Annotated in this window: 13 protein-coding genes and 4 tRNA genes; 4 read left to right on the plus strand and 13 right to left on the minus strand. The window is 61.5% G+C overall.

The genetic code is table 11. The features are described from left to right. From QZ307_RS08130 to QZ307_RS08145, 4 genes are all read right to left on the minus strand, one after another. A partial coding sequence (locus QZ307_RS08130; RefSeq protein WP_295998412.1) for a site-2 protease family protein occupies nucleotides 1-255 on the minus strand: 255 nt, incomplete at its 3' end. Between the two features lie 176 nt (nucleotides 256-431). Further along, the gene (locus QZ307_RS08135) at nucleotides 432-2,360 is read right to left on the minus strand and encodes a sodium:proton antiporter (RefSeq protein WP_295998419.1); all 1,929 of its coding nucleotides are present in this window, start codon (nucleotides 2,358-2,360) and stop codon (nucleotides 432-434) included. A 282-nt stretch (nucleotides 2,361-2,642) separates the two neighbouring features. Beyond that, a complete protein-coding gene (locus tag QZ307_RS08140; protein ID WP_295998422.1) occupies nucleotides 2,643-3,104 on the minus strand; it encodes a tRNA (cytidine(34)-2'-O)-methyltransferase in 462 nt (153 codons plus the stop codon). Nucleotides 3,105-3,250: 146 nt separating this feature from the next. After that, on the minus strand, nucleotides 3,251-5,398 hold the full coding sequence (locus QZ307_RS08145; protein ID WP_295998428.1) for an ABC-F family ATP-binding cassette domain-containing protein: 2,148 nt from the start codon (nucleotides 5,396-5,398) through the stop codon (nucleotides 3,251-3,253). 208 nt (nucleotides 5,399-5,606) lie between these two features. Here QZ307_RS08145 and QZ307_RS08150 point away from each other — a divergent pair, with 208 nt between their 5' ends. Both QZ307_RS08150 and QZ307_RS08155 read left to right on the plus strand, forming a co-directional pair. After that, nucleotides 5,607-6,653, plus strand: coding sequence for an inorganic phosphate transporter (locus QZ307_RS08150; protein WP_295998430.1), 1,047 nt, complete (start codon nucleotides 5,607-5,609; stop codon nucleotides 6,651-6,653). Nucleotides 6,654-6,786: 133 nt separating this feature from the next. Continuing rightward, on the plus strand, nucleotides 6,787-7,005 hold the full coding sequence (locus QZ307_RS08155) for a hypothetical protein (RefSeq protein WP_295998434.1): 219 nt from the start codon (nucleotides 6,787-6,789) through the stop codon (nucleotides 7,003-7,005). Between the two features lie 151 nt (nucleotides 7,006-7,156). Here QZ307_RS08155 and QZ307_RS08160 read toward each other — a convergent pair. Beyond that, nucleotides 7,157-7,231, minus strand: a tRNA-Val gene (locus QZ307_RS08160). Nucleotides 7,232-7,367: 136 nt separating this feature from the next. On the opposite strand from QZ307_RS08160, the gene trpS reads away from it, so the two are divergent. Further along, complete coding sequence (gene trpS / locus QZ307_RS08165; protein WP_295998437.1) at nucleotides 7,368-8,426, plus strand: tryptophan--tRNA ligase; 1,059 nt, start codon at nucleotides 7,368-7,370, stop codon at nucleotides 8,424-8,426. A gap of 121 nt (nucleotides 8,427-8,547) precedes the next feature. Here the strand turns inward: trpS and QZ307_RS08170 are convergent, their stop codons facing one another. The 6 genes from QZ307_RS08170 to QZ307_RS08195 all read right to left on the minus strand — a co-directional run bounded on the left by QZ307_RS08170 (nucleotide 8,548) and on the right by QZ307_RS08195 (nucleotide 14,765). Next, nucleotides 8,548-9,042 (minus strand): hypothetical protein, encoded by a 495-nt coding sequence (locus tag QZ307_RS08170; RefSeq protein ID WP_295998440.1) that lies wholly within the window; start codon nucleotides 9,040-9,042, stop codon nucleotides 8,548-8,550. A 168-nt stretch (nucleotides 9,043-9,210) separates the two neighbouring features. Then, a complete protein-coding gene (locus QZ307_RS08175) occupies nucleotides 9,211-11,250 on the minus strand; it encodes a sodium:proton antiporter (RefSeq protein WP_366143062.1) in 2,040 nt (679 codons plus the stop codon). A 210-nt stretch (nucleotides 11,251-11,460) separates the two neighbouring features. Then, nucleotides 11,461-13,326: an NYN domain-containing protein gene (locus QZ307_RS08180; RefSeq protein ID WP_295998443.1), complete on the minus strand. Its 1,866-nt coding sequence runs from the start codon at nucleotides 13,324-13,326 to the stop codon at nucleotides 11,461-11,463. Between the two features lie 376 nt (nucleotides 13,327-13,702). Continuing rightward, a tRNA-Lys gene (locus tag QZ307_RS08185) sits at nucleotides 13,703-13,778 on the minus strand. Nucleotides 13,779-13,856: 78 nt separating this feature from the next. Then, nucleotides 13,857-13,933, minus strand: a tRNA-His gene (locus QZ307_RS08190). A gap of 100 nt (nucleotides 13,934-14,033) precedes the next feature. Then, a complete protein-coding gene (locus QZ307_RS08195) occupies nucleotides 14,034-14,765 on the minus strand; it encodes a tRNA threonylcarbamoyladenosine dehydratase (protein WP_295998445.1) in 732 nt (243 codons plus the stop codon). 654 nt (nucleotides 14,766-15,419) lie between these two features. On the opposite strand from QZ307_RS08195, the gene QZ307_RS08200 reads away from it, so the two are divergent. Further along, the gene (locus QZ307_RS08200) at nucleotides 15,420-16,538 is read left to right on the plus strand and encodes a DNA/RNA non-specific endonuclease (RefSeq protein ID WP_295998449.1); all 1,119 of its coding nucleotides are present in this window, start codon (nucleotides 15,420-15,422) and stop codon (nucleotides 16,536-16,538) included. A gap of 124 nt (nucleotides 16,539-16,662) precedes the next feature. Here the strand turns inward: QZ307_RS08200 and QZ307_RS08205 are convergent. Together QZ307_RS08205 and QZ307_RS08210 are read right to left on the minus strand one after the other, a co-directional pair. After that, nucleotides 16,663-16,737: transfer RNA gene (locus tag QZ307_RS08205), tRNA-Ile, on the minus strand. A gap of 191 nt (nucleotides 16,738-16,928) precedes the next feature. Continuing rightward, nucleotides 16,929-17,377, minus strand: a 449-nt coding sequence (locus tag QZ307_RS08210; RefSeq protein WP_295998453.1) for a DALR anticodon-binding domain-containing protein, incomplete at its 5' end; no start/stop codon positions are given.

Genomic DNA, 17,377 nt, shown 5'->3' on the forward strand with positions numbered 1-17,377 from the left:
CTTGAAGTAGCGGGGGTTGTAGGGCACGGGCTTCGCGTAGCCGAACACCGGCCAGCCCATGACCATCAGCAACAGCGGCAAAATGACCGTACCGAACAGGTCAATATGCTTGAGCGGATTGAGCGACAGGCGCCCCGAGGCCTTGGCCGTGGGATCGCCCAGCTTGTAGGCGGCATAGCCGTGGGCCACCTCGTGGAGCACGAGGGCCGGAATGAAGCTGAGTACCGCGCAAATGATGTAAGGAATGTTAACCATAGCCTGGTAGTGTAGCGCACCGCCGACCGTCCCGCGCCACCCTGCGTCGCAAACCCACAGAAACCGCCGACGAGAGGGAGCGGGAGCGCTGTCGAATGAGCCACGCCGCCCGCGCCGGAACGCTTCCCTGGAAGTGGCACGAAAAGCAGGCCGGCCACGGACTGGGCTTGAGCGTCTTAGTCGAGCACCAATTGCTGGATGTAGACAGTGTTGCGCAGCTCCTTGGCATGGGAGGCGGAAATCTTCCCCTCGGCCACCAGCTCCTTGATAAGCTGCAGTTCGCGCACCAAGGCCTGCTCCTGCACATTCTCGATGGCGTCATGGGTGGCGCGCATGGCGCGGAAGTGAGCCGAGATGCTGCGCGGACCCTCTCCCGCCAACGTCACCACGCCTCCGTCGGCGCCATCGCCATCGCTCTCGTCCTCTTCCCCATCCCAGAGCACGGCGTCGCGAGCCACTTGGTCGAGCTGGTCGAAGAGGGCATCCACCCGAGCGGCCTCGGCGCGGGCGCGGCGCGCAGCTGGAGCGCTGGCCGCCGGCGCAAGATCCTGCAGCAGGTCGGCGTAGCGCTTCATGACAATGGCCGTGGCCGGCTCATCGATGATCGGCACGCCCTCGGCCGCGGCTCCGACCTCGGCCTCAGCGCCCTCCCCTTCCGCATGCCGCGCCTCTGCCACCGTTGTGCCAACCTCCCCGAGCGCCTGATTGGCGTGCGCACTTTCCGCACCCGATGCCCCGTCTGCCGCCCCTTCCACGGAACGCACGGCGCCCGTAAAGTGCGCGTCGGCCTCGATGGAGGCAATGACCTGGCACACCAAGTCGATTTCCGCGTCCACGCGCTCGCGGGTACGCCGCGCCGATCGCTTCGAAGGTACCAGCGCCGGCACCGCGAAATTTGCCAGCAGCAGCGTGAGCACAATCACGCCCGAGGCCACTGAGATGAGCTCGGCACGATCGGGCACCGCGGCCCCCATGGTCAGCATGAGCGAAAGGGTGATGCCGCCCTTGGCGCCGGCGAAAGCCATGGCCAGGGTGCTTTTCAGGTGGGCGCGATCAAGACAGCTGGTCAGGGAGCGTCCTTCGCGAGCGGCGGCGTGCAGATCCATCCCCAGGATCCACAGGAAGCGCACCGCCTCCAGCACGAGCGTCAGTACCACCACAATGGCCAGCAGGCCCCAAGGATCGCTGAGCGCGCCATCGGCGGCTGGGCGCAGAAGACGCGGCAGCTGCATGCCCAGGATAACGAAGATGATACCGTTCAGCACGAATTCGATGGTCTCCCACACGCTTTTGGCCTGCAACTTAGTACGGGCCGCTTCGGCGCTGTGGCGCTGCGGCAGAAGCGACATCATCAGGCCCGACGCCACCACGGCAATGACCGCCCCGATATGAAGCGACTTCGCCGCCAAGTAGATGACGAAGGGCAGCAGCAGTTCCAGCATCACGTGGAGCGTGGGATTGTCGAGGCCGGCGCGGCGAATGAGCTCCAGCAGCCCCCAGGCCAGCGCGCCCATGATGAACCCGCCGAGCAAGCCGCCGAAGAGGTCGAGGGCAAACTCCTCGCCGGCGTGCATGACCGAGAAGGCGCCGACCGCGATGATATTCATGCAGCACTGGAACACCACCGTACCCGTCACATCGTTGAACAGCGCCTCGCCCTTGAGCAGCGCCTCGTGACGACGGCCGAACCGGCGATCGTGGGTCAACGCCGTTACGGCCACGGCATCGGTGGAGCCCATGGCGGCGCCCAGAGCCACAGCAGCGGCCAGCGGAATAGCCGGCACCAGAGCGTGCAGAGCAAGCCCGCAGCCAAAGGCGATGGCGAACACAAGGCCCACCGACAGCGAGGCGATGCCCCAGCGGTTGCTCCACAACGCCCCGGAATCAACATGACGCGACTCGTTGAAGTGCAACGGCGCGATGAACAGAATGAGGAGAAGTTCCGCATCGATGCCCCACTCCAGCGGCGTGGTCACTGCCAGCGCAATGCCCACGCCCAGCGCCACCTGCACCAGCGGCAGGGACACCCGCGGCAAGAACTTCTCCAGGATGCTGGAGGCAATAACCGCCGCCAGCAGGAACAAAATAAGCTCGAAAGTTTGCACGAAAGCCAGCTCCTCGTCGTCGCTCAGTTTCGCAGTACCTTAGCGAATGACGAGGGAGCCGAACCCCAGGCATCGGGTAGGAGCCCGAGCCTTTAGACCGACGGCGCTGACGGCAGGCCGAGGACGAGCCAGGGGCGACGCCCAGAGAGAGCGATTCAAGCGCGACCCAGGTCGACGGCGGTTGCCCGGAGAGGACGGCTCGTAGGCGACCCGGGACCGACGACCTGGCGACGACGGCTCGGAGGCGACGGATCCGAAAACAGCGGTTCGGGGGCGACGGCGTTACGAGAGTCCCGGGAAGCCCTGCTGGCGAAGGGCCTCGTAGGCGGCAATGGCGGCGGCATTGGACACATTGAGCGAGTCGAGCTCCGGCCGCATGGGAATGCGCACGCAGGCATCGGCGAATCGTTCGATGAGCGTCGGATCGAGGCCCCGACTCTCGCGACCAAAGAGCAGGAACGCCTCGGAGCCGTAAGCCACCTCAGTGTACAGACGGGGCGCAGCCCCCGTGAACAGGTGCAACTCGTCGGCGGCGTGAGCCTCAAGGAACGCCTCCACACAGGGCCAGCGCACAATGTCCACGTCGTTCCAATAGTTACACCCGGCCCGCTTGAGGTTCTTCTCCGTGGGCCGAAAGCCCATCGGCTCGATAAGATGCAACCGCGACCCCGTCACCGCGCACGTCCGCGCAATATTCCCCGCATTCTGCGGAATCTCCGGTTCAACAAGAACAAGGTTTAGCATATCAGCCTCCAACGAGTAGGCCCGCGACAGGGGACGTCCTGACCGAGCGAGTTCCACAGCGACTGAAACAGCCCAGTGGGCTGTTTCACCAAGCGAGGACTGTTTGAGCGAATCAGGATGCCCCCTGGCGCGGACCGGACGACCCGCTATAGTTGCTCCTGCTGACGGGCCATTTCCTCTTCCAGCTCCTCGGTGAGCATAAACCATTCTTCCTCAGCTGCCGCCAGGCGCTGCTTGAGCTTCGCGTGCTCGGCAATGGCATCGGAGGAGGCATCCTCGTTCACATAGAAGTCGGGGTCGGCCATCAGGGCCAGCAGCTCCTCCATGCGCGCGTTGTCGCGCTCCATCTGCTCGTCCAGCTGGGCGATGCGCTTGCGGTGGTTCTTCAGTGCGGCGTAGGCGCGGTTGCGAGCCTCGGCTTCGCGGCGCTTCTGCTCCTTGGTCTTGGGCGCGCTGCCCTTGGGGGCCGTGAGCTGCGTGGGATCTGCCGCCGGCTGGGCTGCGCGGGTCGACGCAGCCGGCGCACCCGCCGTCGCCCCTCCCTCGCGGTCGCGGCGCCGGTTCACCGTGATCTTGCCCGCCGCTGCACCGCCAGGCTTGCGCTTCTCTACCGCACCGGCGCTCCCCTTGCCGTGGATGCCCGTATCCTCCAGCACCTCGTCCACCACCGAGCGATCGGCCGTATCGGGATTGTCCAACTGACCCGACTTGTACAGGTAATAGTCATAGTCGCCATCGTAGTTGGTAATCTTGCCATCCTTCACCTCGACGATGCGATTGGCCACGCCGCGGATGAGATGGCGGTCGTGCGTGATGAACAAGATGGTACCCTCAAAGTGCTGAAGTGCCTGCTCCAGCACGTCGGCGCTGGAGATATCCAGGTGGTTGGTGGGCTCGTCCAGGCACAGCAAGGGTTTGGGCGCCACCAGCATCTTGGCCAAAGCCAAGCGGCCCTTCTCGCCACCGGACAGCACGCCCACCTTCTTGTCCACAGCATCGCCCGTGAACAGAAACGCGCCCAGCAAGCTGCGCACCTGGGAAATCGACCAGCCCGGAGCCGCGTGGTCCAGCTCTTCGAACACGGTGTTGCCCGCATGCAGCTCTTCTAACTGATGCTGGGCATAGTACGTCAGGTCGACGTTCACGCCATAGTCGATGGTGCCCGCATCGGGCTTTTCCACCCCGGCGATCATCTTGAGCAGCGTGGACTTGCCCGCGCCGTTGGGCCCCACCAGGGCCACCTTGTCGCCGCGGTACATCGTGAAGTCCACACCGTCGTACACCGTGTGATCGCCATAGCGCTTCACCAGGCCACGGGCGCGCACAACCTCATCGCCGGTGCGCGGCGGCTGCACGAAGTTGAAATGCACCGTCTTCTTCTCTTCGGGAATGACAGGCAGCGTCTCTTTGATCTTCTCGATGCGGCGCTCGCGCTCCTGAGCCTGCTTGGCCTTGGTGGCCTTGTAGCGGAAGCGGTCGACGAAGGCCTGCAGGTGGGCGATCTCCTCCAGCGACTTCGCGCGCTCCACCTTCAGCCGCTCCAGGCGCTCCTCGCGCTCCTTCAGATACTTCGAGTAGTTGCCCTTGTATAGGTTGACCTCGCCGTTATCGATCTCGGCCACGCGATCCACCATGTTGTCCATGAAGGCGCGGTCATGGGACACCACGATGACAGTGCCGGCATAGCCGCGCAAAAAGCCCTCGAGCCACTTCACCGATTCCAGGTCCAGATGGTTGGTCGGCTCGTCGAGCAGCAGCACCTCCGGATTGCGGATGAGAAGCTTCGCCAGGGCGATGCGCATCTGCCAACCGCCGGAGAACTCGGTGGTGGAGCGCTCCATGTCCTTCTCGGCGAAGCCCAGGCCGAAGAGCACGCTGCGCACCTTCGACTCCAGGGTGTAGCCGCCCATCATCTCGTAGGCGTCGCGGGCACGGCCCACGGCCGCCAGCTGGGCCTCCGTAGGGTTCGCTCCCAGTTCGGCCTCCAGCTTATGCAGGCGGCGCTCGGCCTCGAGCACCTCGGTCTGCGACGAGATGACCTCCTCGAACACCGGCAAGTCGCCCATCTCAATGGCCTCCTGCTCCAGGTAGCCCACGCGGGCCCCTTTGGCAAAGAGCACGCGGCCCTCGTCCGGGTCGTCCTCGCCCGAGATAATGTTCAGCAGCGTGGTCTTGCCAGCGCCGTTCGGGCCCACCAAGGCCAGGCGATCGTATTCTTCCAAGCGGAAGGTGACGTCGTGGAAAAGCTGGCGGCCACCGTAGGATTTCGAAATATGTTCAGTCTGAAGGATCATGAAAACGTCCTGGTATATCGCTGCGGAAAAAAGGGCCAGCGACAACAGAGCAGCCGCCAAGCCACGGAGGTAGTTTAGTGCATCGAGCCGTATCCTGACGAGAGCTTTCCCGATCATTTTCGCTCAACGCCGTTTAATGAGCCAGAGTGTTATAGAATAGGAGCACTGCGCTTTCGCGCGAAGTCTGTGAAGAGACGGAGCCGTATCTATGGACTTGACCCTTCTGACCTTCGTTGATCAGGCCGGATCTCACCCGGTGTTGCTCGTTATCCTGGCCCTTGTTGTGGGCGTGACGGTTATTTCGGGCGCCACTGACGCCCCTAACGCCATTGCCTCGGCGGTGTCGACACGCTGCCTTAAGCCCGGCGTGGCCCTTGGCTTGGCGGCGGTCTTCAACTTCGTGGGGCTTTTGGGCATGACCTACATCTCCACCGCCGTAGCCCACACCATGTTCAACATGGTCAACTTCTCGGGCAACACGCACCAGGCTCTTATGGCACTGATGGCGGCCATGATAGCCTCCATAGGCTGGGGCATTTTCTGCTGGTTCCGCGGCATTCCGGCCTCCAAGTCCCATTCGCTTATTGCCGGCATCACCGGCGGCGCCATTGCCATGAACGGCCTTGCCGGCGTGGTGCTCAGCGAGTGGATGCTGGTCATCTACGGCATGGTGTTCTCCCTGGTGGCTGGCTTTATTCTGGGCTGGCTTGCCACGCGGCTCATCGAGTTCCTCTTCGACTCCGTCGAGCTTTCCACCACCAACAAAATCTGCATCGTGTTCCAGGACATCTGCGCCTGCGCTCTGTCATTCCTTCACGGCGCCCAAGACGGCCAGAAGTTCATGTCCATCGGCCTTCTGGGCATTGCCTTGGCCTTCGGCATGGAATCCAGCGGCGAGACGAACTTCCCGCTGTGGCTCATGATCCTGTGCTCGCTGGCCATTTCGCTGGGCACCCTAGTCGGCGGCAAGCGCATCATCAAATCCGTAGCCATGGACATGGTGAAGCTCGAGAAATACCAGGGCCTGGCCGCCTCCATCTCTACGGTGATCACCCTGTTCGTGGCTTCCATCACCGGCATGCCGGTGTCCACCTCCCATTGCTCCACAGCCGCCATTATGGGCGTAGGAGCCTCGAAGAATCTGAAGCGTGTGAACTGGTCCATCGCCAAGAACATGGTGGTGGCCTGGGTCATCACCTTCCCCTGCTGCGGCCTCATCGGCTTTTTGCTGGCCAAGTTGTTCATGGGGCTGTAGGGGCACGAGCGCTGCAACGCCCCGGCAGCCATCGGGCATCGGCCCCAGCGGGTTGATGCGCCGAGCCGAAGGCTGCCCCAGCAAGCTGCGGACCTCCCAAACCCATTAACGCCAGCGCTCCGTAGGCCTCACGATGGAAACCGGCACCCGATTGACCAGCCCTCAATTACAGCCCGTTTTCCATCCGCCCCTCAAAAATGAGCGATTTCTGGTCAAATCAGGGGTGTTTTCCATCATTTCGCAAGAGGGCTCCGCAAATCACGTCAAGCCGCACTCCCCTGACCTGGGAAAACAGATTGCGGAATTCGGCTCGATGGAAAACACCCTCGGATGGAAAACACCCCTGATTTGACCAGGGCGCCACGAACCAATCAATAGCTACTCGCCATCTAACGCAATTGGGAGCGGACGCATTTTTGCCCCATAACCCCGTCTTGCCATTTGAGCCAGCTCCGAAAACAAAAAACAGGTCGGAAGCTTTTCACTTCCGGCCTGCGAATTCATGGTGGTCGCTACAGGATTTGAACCTGTGACCCCCGCCGTGTGAAGGCGATGCTCTCCCGCTGAGCCAAGCGACCGAAGGGTTGTGCAAGTGGCTTAGCAACTTGCGACGGCTAAATATAATACACGGCTTCCAAGGAACATGCAAGAGGGAATCTTGTATACTAGAGCAATATATTCACAACTTTAGTTTTCGACCCAAAGGACGGCTCCATGGCAAGCGATTTCACTAGCGAAACTTTCCTCGCGCAGAAGAAGATGAGCGACGAGGTCAACGCCGACTTGGCAATCCATCCCGAGAAGTACACCATGCTCTCGGGCGATCGCCCGACGGGACGCTTGCATATGGGCCACTACTTCGGCACCTTGAAGGAGCGCGTCAAGCATCAGGACATGGGTATCAAGACCCGCGTGCTCATTGCCGACTACCAGGTCATCACCGACCGCGACACCACGGCCAACATCGCCGACAACGTGTACAACATGGTCATCGATTACCTGGCCTGCGGCATCGACCCCGAGAAGACCATCATCTTCACCCACTCCGCCGTGCCGGCCCTGAACCAGCTCATGCTCCCTTTCCTGTCGCTGGTCACCGAGGCGGAGCTTTTGCGCAACCCCACGGTGAAGGCCGAGCAGGAGGCCTCGGGCCACGCGCTCACGGGCCTGTTGCTCAGCTATCCGGTACACCAAGCCTGCGACATTCTGTTCTGCAAGGGCAACATCGTGCCCGTGGGCAAAGATCAGCTGCCCCATATTGAGCAGACGCGCCAGATTGCCCGTCGCTTCAACGAGCGCTACGGCCACGTGTTCCCCGAGCCGGTGGCACTGCTCACCGAAGCTGTGGAAATCCCCGGTCTCGACGGCCGCAAGATGTCGAAGAGCTACGGCAACGCCATCGCGCTTTCCGCCACGGAAGAGGAAACCGCCAAGCTCATCAAAAAGAGCCAGACCGATTCCGAGCGCTTCATCACCTTCGATAAGGAGAACCGCCCGGGCGTCTCGGCCCTGCTCACCACCGCGGCGCTGACCACCGGTCGCACCGAGGAGGACATCGCCGCTGAAATTGGCAATGACGGCGCGGGCGCCCTGAAGCGCTACGTTACCGAGTCGGTCAACAGCTACCTGGCCCCCATCCGCGAGCGTCGTCGCGAGTTGGAGGGCAACACCGAGTATGTGCGCGAAATCCTCCATGAGGGCAATCGCAAGGCCAATGAAATTGCCAACGCTACTCTGGACGAAGTGCGCGAGGCCATGGGCATGGTGTACTAGCCGCCCTACCCAGCACTAGTGCAGGTACCAGAAGGACCCCTCATTGAGGGGTCCTTTGCATGTAAGAGGACAGCACACGATTCAACTGGCAAGCACTCTGGGCATAGACGCCCACCGAGCACTAGTCCAACTCGCTGGCGGGACATTCCTCCAACTCGGGCGGCTCCTCATCGATGCGCTCGCTCTGAGCCTCGTCCACCAGCGCTATCTCGCCATTTTCAGGCGCCTCAACACTGTTGTCCTCAAGGGAATCATCAGTCGCCTCCGCTCGCGCGACCGTGGCGGTCTTCTCCTCTACGGCCACCAGCTCCACATTTTCGTCGCCATCGCTTTCGTCGATAGCGTCTTCTTCTTGCTGATGGGCAACCGTGCTCACGGTGTCCTCGTCGGCCGACTCTTCGGCGTCGCCCTCGAAAGCACCTTCATCCACGGCAGCCTCGTCAACAGCATCCGCCTTCTTGTCGTCAACCGCCACGGCTGCTGACGTCTCATCCTCAACCGCCTCTAGATCGGCCGCATTCGCCTGGGCAGCGCCAACGCCGATTAGAGCGGCCGCCGCCAAAGCCATGGCGCAGCAGAACAGCATTCCCTTGCGCTTGAGCATCAGTTCCTTCATAGGATCCTCCTTTTCCGGGACACAGGGACCAGAGTCGCACTCGTTGCCAGCGACCCCACTCCAACCATAAAGGAGAACGTCCCGCCAGCAGAGCCAGCGGGATGAAACTTAAACTTTCGCTCAGTAAATCTTAAAGAGGCGTTAAGGGATGGAGAAACAGCCGAGCGCCTACACTGTGTCGTCGAGATCCATCTGCATGAGCTGCACGTTTTCGCGCAGGCGGCGAGCGTGGATGCGCGAGAGGCGATCCTCCTCGTAGGCCTCCTGAATTTGCTCGAGCTCGTAATGGTAGGCCAAACGCTTGATATCGTCGGTGCGATCTTCCACCTTGATGACGGCGGTCACCGTGGGCACCGAATTGTGCAGCGCCCCCAGGCTGCGCTGGTATTCCAGCAGCAGCGCCGCCGCGTCCTCGGTGGACACCTGGCTGGAGGCCACGGCATCCTCCAAATGCTGAATGGCGTACACGCGGCACTTCACCTGCAGCTGCCGCATTTCCTCGGTACGGGCGGCCATGGTGTGGCCGGGAAGCTCGCGCAGCACGGCGTTCACACCCCGGTGCAGGAGCGCGCGCAGACGGATGCGGAACGCGTGCATGCCGCCGATCTGGCCGCTGTGCTCAAGCAGATGCATCATGCGCTCGAGACGGCTGAGGTACTGGTAGCCCACCACCGCGGACACGTCGCCGCTTTCCATGAGCTCGATGGCGCGCTCGTGCTCCCAGCTGAGCGCCTTCAAGCGCAGCGCCACATTGGGCTCGTCCTCGATGCCGTTCGTCTCTTTGATGCGCGCCACACGATCGTTGTACGAGCGAATGACGGCCCGCGTCTCCACGTGATTCTCGGCCGTCTGCTGTGCCGTCAGCATCTCGATGACGTTGCGCATGATCTCCAGGGTGGTCTCGGCGTCCCGCTCTTGGCGAAGGCGCTCCCCCTCCCCCTCGTCGCGTTTCGGCGCCAACAGCGGCACCACGAACGTAGCCAGCAACAGCGTGCACACAATAACGCCGCAGGCCAGGAAGATAAGCAGGTCGCGCTGAGGGAACGGCACGGCATAGGGGCGCAGCATAATATTGGGCGCAATGGAGAACATGATGGACAGCGTGATGGTGCCCTTGGCCCCCGAGAACGTCGTGATGAGCACACTGCGCAGATCATCGGTAGAGAACCAGCGCCGCTCTTTGCGCCGCACGTGCAGGTAGTCCATCACCAGCACCCACACAAAGCGCGTAAACAGCAACAGGAACGTGAGCCCGAACACCAAAAGAATGAGCGTGCTGTTTTGGATGGCCACGTTGTCCCAGGTGTCGTGCATGGCGTTGGGAAGTTGGGTGCCCAGCATGACGAACACGATACCGTTCAGAGCATAGGTAAGCACATGCCACACGCTGGACGAGACGATGTTCATGCGTGAAACCGAGGGCCCGATAGTGCCGCGCGGCGACGTGACGTTGATAAGCCCCGCCACCACCACGGCAATAACGCCGCTGACATGGCAGGCGTCGGAAATAAGGTAGACAAGGAACGGGATGAGCACCTCGAACAACACGTGGAAGTTCGTGTTCTCGACGCCAATATCGCGAGCCTTGCGCACCACCCAGTTTCCGATAAAGCCGAGGATGGCGCCGAACAGGAGGCCACCCAGAAACTCGACGAGGAAGTCTTCGCTGGCGTGAAGCAGCGAGAACGTACCTGTGGTAACCGCTCCCACGGCGAACTGGAACGACACGATGCCCGAGGCGTCGTTGAGCAGAAGCTCGCCCTTCAACATGCTGGCTTGGCGCTTTGGAATGTCCACTTGCTTGGACAACGAGGATACCGCCACGGCGTCGGTGGGCCCCAGAGCCGCGCCCAACGCGAAGGCCGCCGCCAAAGGAATGGAGGGCACAATAGCGTTCAGCGCGAAGCCGATGACGAGCGTGGTGGCCACCACCAGACCGATAGCCAGAGATAGCACGGGTTTTCGCTCACGCCAAAGGGCTTCTTTGTCAGCACGTTTTGCCTCGTCGTAAAGCAGCGGGGCAATGAAGAACACCAGGAACAGCTCGGGGTCGAGCGTGATTTCGATATCGCCGCCAGCCACAATGGCAATGAGCAGGCCCAGGCCGATTTGTACCAAGGGCAGCGACACGCGGGGAATGATTTGATCGATGAGCGAGGAGGCCAGCACGGCGGCCAGCATGAACAGCCCAAGGGTCAAAGTCTCCACAGAGCGCGCCTCACTTCCCCACAATCATCTTCGAATGAATGCCTCATTCTAGAATATGAGGGCAAAACCCCTTATTTGCAAGGGGGCTTTTTCAGAAAAAGAGCGGGGGCGCTCGGTGAACGCCCCCGCGAAATGTCCGGGATAGTCGAAACCGTCGCGCTTCCGGCGCTCGCGCGAACGACGAACCGAGCTCGCAGCCGAGATCGGGCTCTACACCAGACGCACGCGGAAGTTGCGCCCGCTCTTCTCCAGCTGGTACTGGCCCGTCGAAGCCATGTACTGGCGCATTTGGGCGAAACCGAGATCGCGCACCTTGAAGTCCTTGAACTTTGCGCGCACGCCGTCGGTAACAGTGGAGAGCAGGATGCCCTCGCTACCAGCATCGGCCACCAGCTGATGGATGTAGCCCTGAGGCGTATCGGGCGAGGGAGCCTTCTTGCTCGCGCGCTTCTTGGGCGCAACGGCCGGCGCCTTTTTGGCCGGCTGTTTCTTGGGGGGCGCAGCGGGCTTCTTGGCGGAGCGCTTCTCGACCGTCGAAGCCGCAGAAGAGGTGTCAGAGGTTTTGGCATCCTTCGAGGAAGACGCTTCGTCCTTCGAGGCCGCATTCTTCTTCGACGGCGCCGCAGACTGGCTCTTCTTAGGGGTTGCGGACTTCTTAGGAGTTTGCTTCTTGGCGGCCGGCTTTTTAGCCGCAGCTTCCTTCGGCTGTTCGGGGCTCTCGCTCTTGGCAGCAGTTTCCGTAGCCTCTTGCTGCGCCGCCTTGCGCTGGGCGCGCGCCTTGCGGCCGGGCTTCACATCCCGCGGTTCTTCGCTTGAGGCATCCGCAGCAGGCGCAACCGTCTCGGCAGCAGCGACTGGCGCCTCAGATGCGGCATCCTTCCCGGCATGAGCGGCTTGCTCGCCAGCGACGGCGCCCTTGTCAGCAGCGCCCTCCTTCAGCAGCCCTGCCACCGACGCGGCGGCACCCTCGGTCAGACGAGCGGGCTTCTTGGCCACGACGCGGCGCGTACCACGGTGGTTGCGCACCCGTCGAGCAGGTGCTTCATCGGTGGCAGGCTCAGAGGCCAGTTCACCAGCCGGCTCGCCAGCAGTTTCCTCAACCACCACTTCCGTCACGGTCTCGCGCGGTTCAGCTGCTTCTTCAGAAGCAGCCGGATCAGGAGCAACCTGCTCCGCAACAGCAGCGCTGCGCTCCTCGGCCGCCGACTCCGGCACCTCAGCGGCACGCTCCTCGGCCGTCGATGCCGAGCCCTTCTCGGCCTTGTCGTTGCGCCCATTGCGACGGTTGCGCGACTTGCGCGGAGAACGGTCCTCAGAGGCCTCGGAGGGACGCTCCTCCTTGCGCTCCACAGGCTCCTCGCCCTCGGCCAGCTCCACGGTGACGGAGCTGTGGTCCTTGGTGATGCGCACGCGGGTGAATTCCTCCAGCAGTTTGGACAGTAGGTTCGTGCCGTAGCTGCGCACGTCGAAGTCGGGGTAGCGTTTCTGCAGACGGCTGCCGATCTCGCCCAGACCCGTGGCCTTGCCGTTGTTCTGGTTGTCGGTGATGATGTCAACCACGGCCTGCTCCACCGAGTCCTTCGGCACGGCGTTACCGCTGCCGCCGTTGCGCTCGTTCTTCTTCTGCACCAGCAGTTCCAGCGTGGTGAACACGTCGCAGGCGCGGCGGAAGGGCGTCGGAGTCTTCTTCTCGCCCATGCCGATGACCATGCGGCCGCTCTCGCGCAGGCGGCTGGCCAAGCGCGTGAAGTCGGAATCGCTGGACACCAGGCAGAACCCGTCGACGTTGTCGGTGTAGAGGATGTCCATGGCGTCGATGATCATGGCCGAGTCCGTGGCGTTTTTGCCCTGGGTGTAGCCGAATTGCTGGATGGGCGTAATGGAGTTTTCCAGCAGGGCGTCCTTCCACTTAGCGTGCAAGGTGAGCGTCCAGTCGCCGTAAATGCGTTTGATGGTAACCGTGCCGTACTTCGAAAGCTCGTTCAGGATGGGCTTCAAGTAGCGGGCCGACACGTTGTCGGCGTCAATGAGCAGCGCCAAGCGGCGGTCGGACGTTTCGATAATAGTTTTTTCCATAAGGGAATGAGATCCTTACCAGTAATAAGATACGTTGCCCCAAAGTATGGCACATTTTGCCTTGTCGCGCAGAGTGCAGAAGCCAAGCGTAAGAATTGGGAAGAAATCCGCCGCGGCAAGCTCAGTCCCATGAAGACGGACATGGAGCGCCAGGCGAACAGGGTGCGGTCATGACCCCGGATAGCTTTCATAGGATCGCCGAATATCACAAGCGCACTAGAGGGTCGGGGCTTTTTTGAGAATCAGCCCAAGAGAGCGCCCGAAAAATCTGGGACGGCCCTCGCGAAGATCTGGGATGAATCTGGGATGAACCGGAGTTTCATCCCAGATGAAACAAAAAAGTCAGGAGTGCAATACTCCTGACCTGCGGTTTCAGTGGTGCACCAGGAAGGACTCGAACCTTCGACCTTGGGATTAAGAGTCCCCTGCTCTACCAACTAAGCTACTGGTGCACTTGGTTGCTGCGCAAAGCGCTTGAATAGTTTAGACCAAACAAAACCTGTTTGCAAGACCTAATTTTTCAAGCGCGCTGGGGTGGATGATGGGACTCGAACCCACGATCTCCAGAGCCACAATCTGGCGCCTTAGCCAACTAGGCCACACCCACCATTTCGCGCAAGGTTGAATTATAGGGATGTCGGTGCTTGGGCGCAAGCATTATTTTTCAGAAGCCACTGGCGCGTCATCCTCTGCCGCTGGCTGGAGCACTACCCCCGCGCGACGCCCGCCAGATCGCGCACCACTTCCCCACCAATAATAAGACCCACCACCGAGGGAACGAACGCCACCGACCCGGGAGCCGGACGGCTGCCTTCCTTCACCCGCTCGCCATCGGGAAAAGGCTCGCGCGGGGGTTCCGTGGAATACACCACTTTAAGGGACCCAATGCCGCGCTTGCGCAGCTCTTTGCGCATAACGCGGGCCAGCGGATCTACGGAAGTGTTCGCAATATCGGCCACCTGAAACGCCGTCGGGTCGAGCTTGTTGCCCGCGCCCATGCTAGAGATAATGGGGACGCCCGCAGCGTGAGCTGCTTCCACCAAAGCCAGTTTGGCGCTTACCGTGTCCACCGCATCCACGATATAGTCGTAGGCCGTAAAATCGAACTGATCGGCCGTTTCGGGCAAGAAGAAGCACTGGTGCGTGGTTACCTGGCATGCAGGATTGATAGAGGCCACGCGCTCGGCGGCCACCGCCACTTTGGGACGCCCAACCGTATCAAGCGTAGCTATGATCTGCCGGTTGAGGTTCGTCGGATCCACCTCATCGGAGTCGACAAGATCCAGTGCCCCCACCCCACTGCGCGCCAAGGCCTCGACCACGTAACCGCCCACGCCACCGACACCGAACACAGCCACTCGGGCGTGAGCGAGGCGATCCAGGCCCTCTTGTCCCAGAAGAAGACGGGTACGGGCAAACGTATCAGGCAAGGAGTTCATCGGTAGCGACTTTCTCTAACGGAGGTTGCTGAAGCGGATGGTAGGTGACGGACGTGAGTTGCTGACCTGGTCAAAAACAGCTCGAGGATGATACTTTTGCAAAAAATCGATCGATTAAGGTCGCAAATCCGTCGAGGCGGGGGTTTTGTTTTCGGCATCGAGCTCGCTTTGCCCCTATTATGACAAAATCCACTCTTTTGGTAGCCGAAAAAGGTCCGATCCTAATCTCGGTACGCCTCTTTTCCCCGCAAAAACCCCGCCTCGACGGATTTGCGACCTTAAAAGTCGTTTTTCGCGCCAAACCCCCGCCTCGATTGATTTTTGACCACCGGGACGCCTCTTGTGCTATAAACAAGCCCGAGAGAATAGCGGAAGGAAGAGGTCGCAATGAACAGGCACGACGCACGCCACGAAGCGGAATCGCCGATGAGCCGACGTAGCTCATCCTCGCAGACGCCCCGTCAGACCTCCGGCGCCAGAAGCGTCCGCAACGCTCCCGACTCCTCTCGGAGCGCACTCCGCACCAACGCACGGTTCCGCGGAGTCGCGCTCCTAATCAGTGCGCTCTTGGCTTTTGCGCTTACCAGCTGCACTGGCGCCTCTTCATCTGATGCAAACAGCGCCCCCGACAAGTCCTCATCCGCAGCGCAAACAATGCTGGCCGACACGTCCTCCGAAGAGGGCCCTGGAAGCGACGCAAGCGGAAGCCCCACAGCCGGCGAAGACCCAAGCGCAAAGCAAGATGCTGAAGCTGAGCAAGCTGGCGCCGAAGACTCTTCGAGCGACGCAGCCGACGCAGAAATCGAACCCCCATCCGAAGACACCACTGGCACCGAAGCCGTCGACGCGCAAAGCACTTCCTCGTCGGCTGCCGACAACGCTAGCACCTCCTCCGCCAAGCCGCTCACCTGGGACTCCCTCCCCGCCTACGATGGCAGCCCCTATGTTTATGTCAACGACGGCGATCCGACGTTCTCCTCGACAGACCGCAAAGCAGCCTACGGCACCGAGATCTACGGGGACTTGGACAAGCTGGGGCGCTGCACCGACACCTTCGCCGTCGTGGGGCCCGAGACGCAGCCCACGGAGAAGCGAGGCTCCATCGGCAGCGTCAAGCCCTCGGGCTGGCAACTGGCGAAGTATGACTTCGTGGACGGAAAATACCTGTTCAACCGCTGTCACTTGCTGGGATATCAGCTGACGGGCGAGAACGCCAATGTCTGCAACCTTATCACGGGTACTCGCTACCTGAACATCGACGGCATGCTGCCCTTCGAGAATACCGTGGACGATTACGTCGACGCTACCGGCAACCATGTGCTCATGCGTGTAACGCCCATCTTCGTCAAGAAAGAGCTCGTGGCACGCGGCGTGCAGATGCAAGCCGAATCGCTTGAAGACCAGGGCGATGGCATTAGCTTCAATGTCTTCTGCTACAACGTACAGCCCGGCGTCGTCATCGACTACGCCACGGGCGACAACAAGGCCGCCGCGGATGCTCCTGGCAGCAAGATAAGCTCCGATAGCAAAAAGTCGTCTTCCAGCAGCAAGAACAGCTCGAGCTCCAGCAACAAGGGGAACTCCAGCAAAGATAACGCCGGCACCTCTAAGAGCAAGCAGGACTACGTGCTGAACACCAACACCAAGAAGTTCCACGTTCCCAGCTGCTCTTCGGTCAAGCAGATGGCCGACAAGAATCGCGAAGACGTGAAAGACACACGCAAGAATATCCTCAACCGCGGCTACGACCCCTGCAAGCGCTGCAACCCGTAGGGCACGGAGCGCGGCAGGCATACGTCCCTCTATCACGATCCATCGGGGGATCGCCCCGTAGCAACCCAAGCAACCCAAGCACCAAAAAGGCCCCCGCCAACACTGGCGGGGGCCTTCTCATTGCTGGTAGGGCCACCCGGACTCGAACCGAGAACCAAGGGATTATGAGTCCCCTGCTCCACCATTGAGCTATAGCCCCAAGTAAACCACTACATATTATCGCATAGGTTAGGCAAAGTCAGCGAGGTTTCGACAGGTGCCTGCAATTGCCCCGCCTTTCGCCCAAGCGTACTTCGGTACGCTTGGGCGAAAACAAGGGGCAAGGGCAGGTGCCTGTCGGAACCGCAGCGTCGACAGGTCCGTTCGCCCCGTCAGGGCGAACGGAACTAACTACATCTTCACCGGCGCGCTTACGCCCAGCAGGTTCAGGCTGAGGGCCAGCACGATGCGCGTGGCGTCGCACAGGGCCAGACGGGCCGTCTGCACGTCGGCGTCCTCGGTAAGCACGTGGCAGTTGGTGTAGAACTGGTGGAACAGCGCAGCCAGATCCTGGGCGTAGTGCGTCAGGCGGAACGGCGCGCGGTCGCGGGCCGCCAGGGCGATCAAGTTGCCGAAGTCGCCCATCTTGCGCATGAGCGCCAGCTCGGAGACGTGTGTGAGCGGCGAGAGATCGCAGTTCTCGGGCACCACCTTCGCGGCCAGCTCGGCCATGGTGATGTCGCCGGCCTCGGCAGCCGCGGCGTCGGCCGGATCGGCAGCCTTGCGCAGGATGGAGCAGATGCGCGCATGGGCGTACTGCACGTAGTACACCGGGTTCGACGCGTCCTTCTTCTTCGCCA

Source organism: uncultured Adlercreutzia sp. (assembly GCA_910585575.1).
Taxonomy (GTDB): Bacteria; Actinomycetota; Coriobacteriia; order Coriobacteriales; family Eggerthellaceae; genus Adlercreutzia.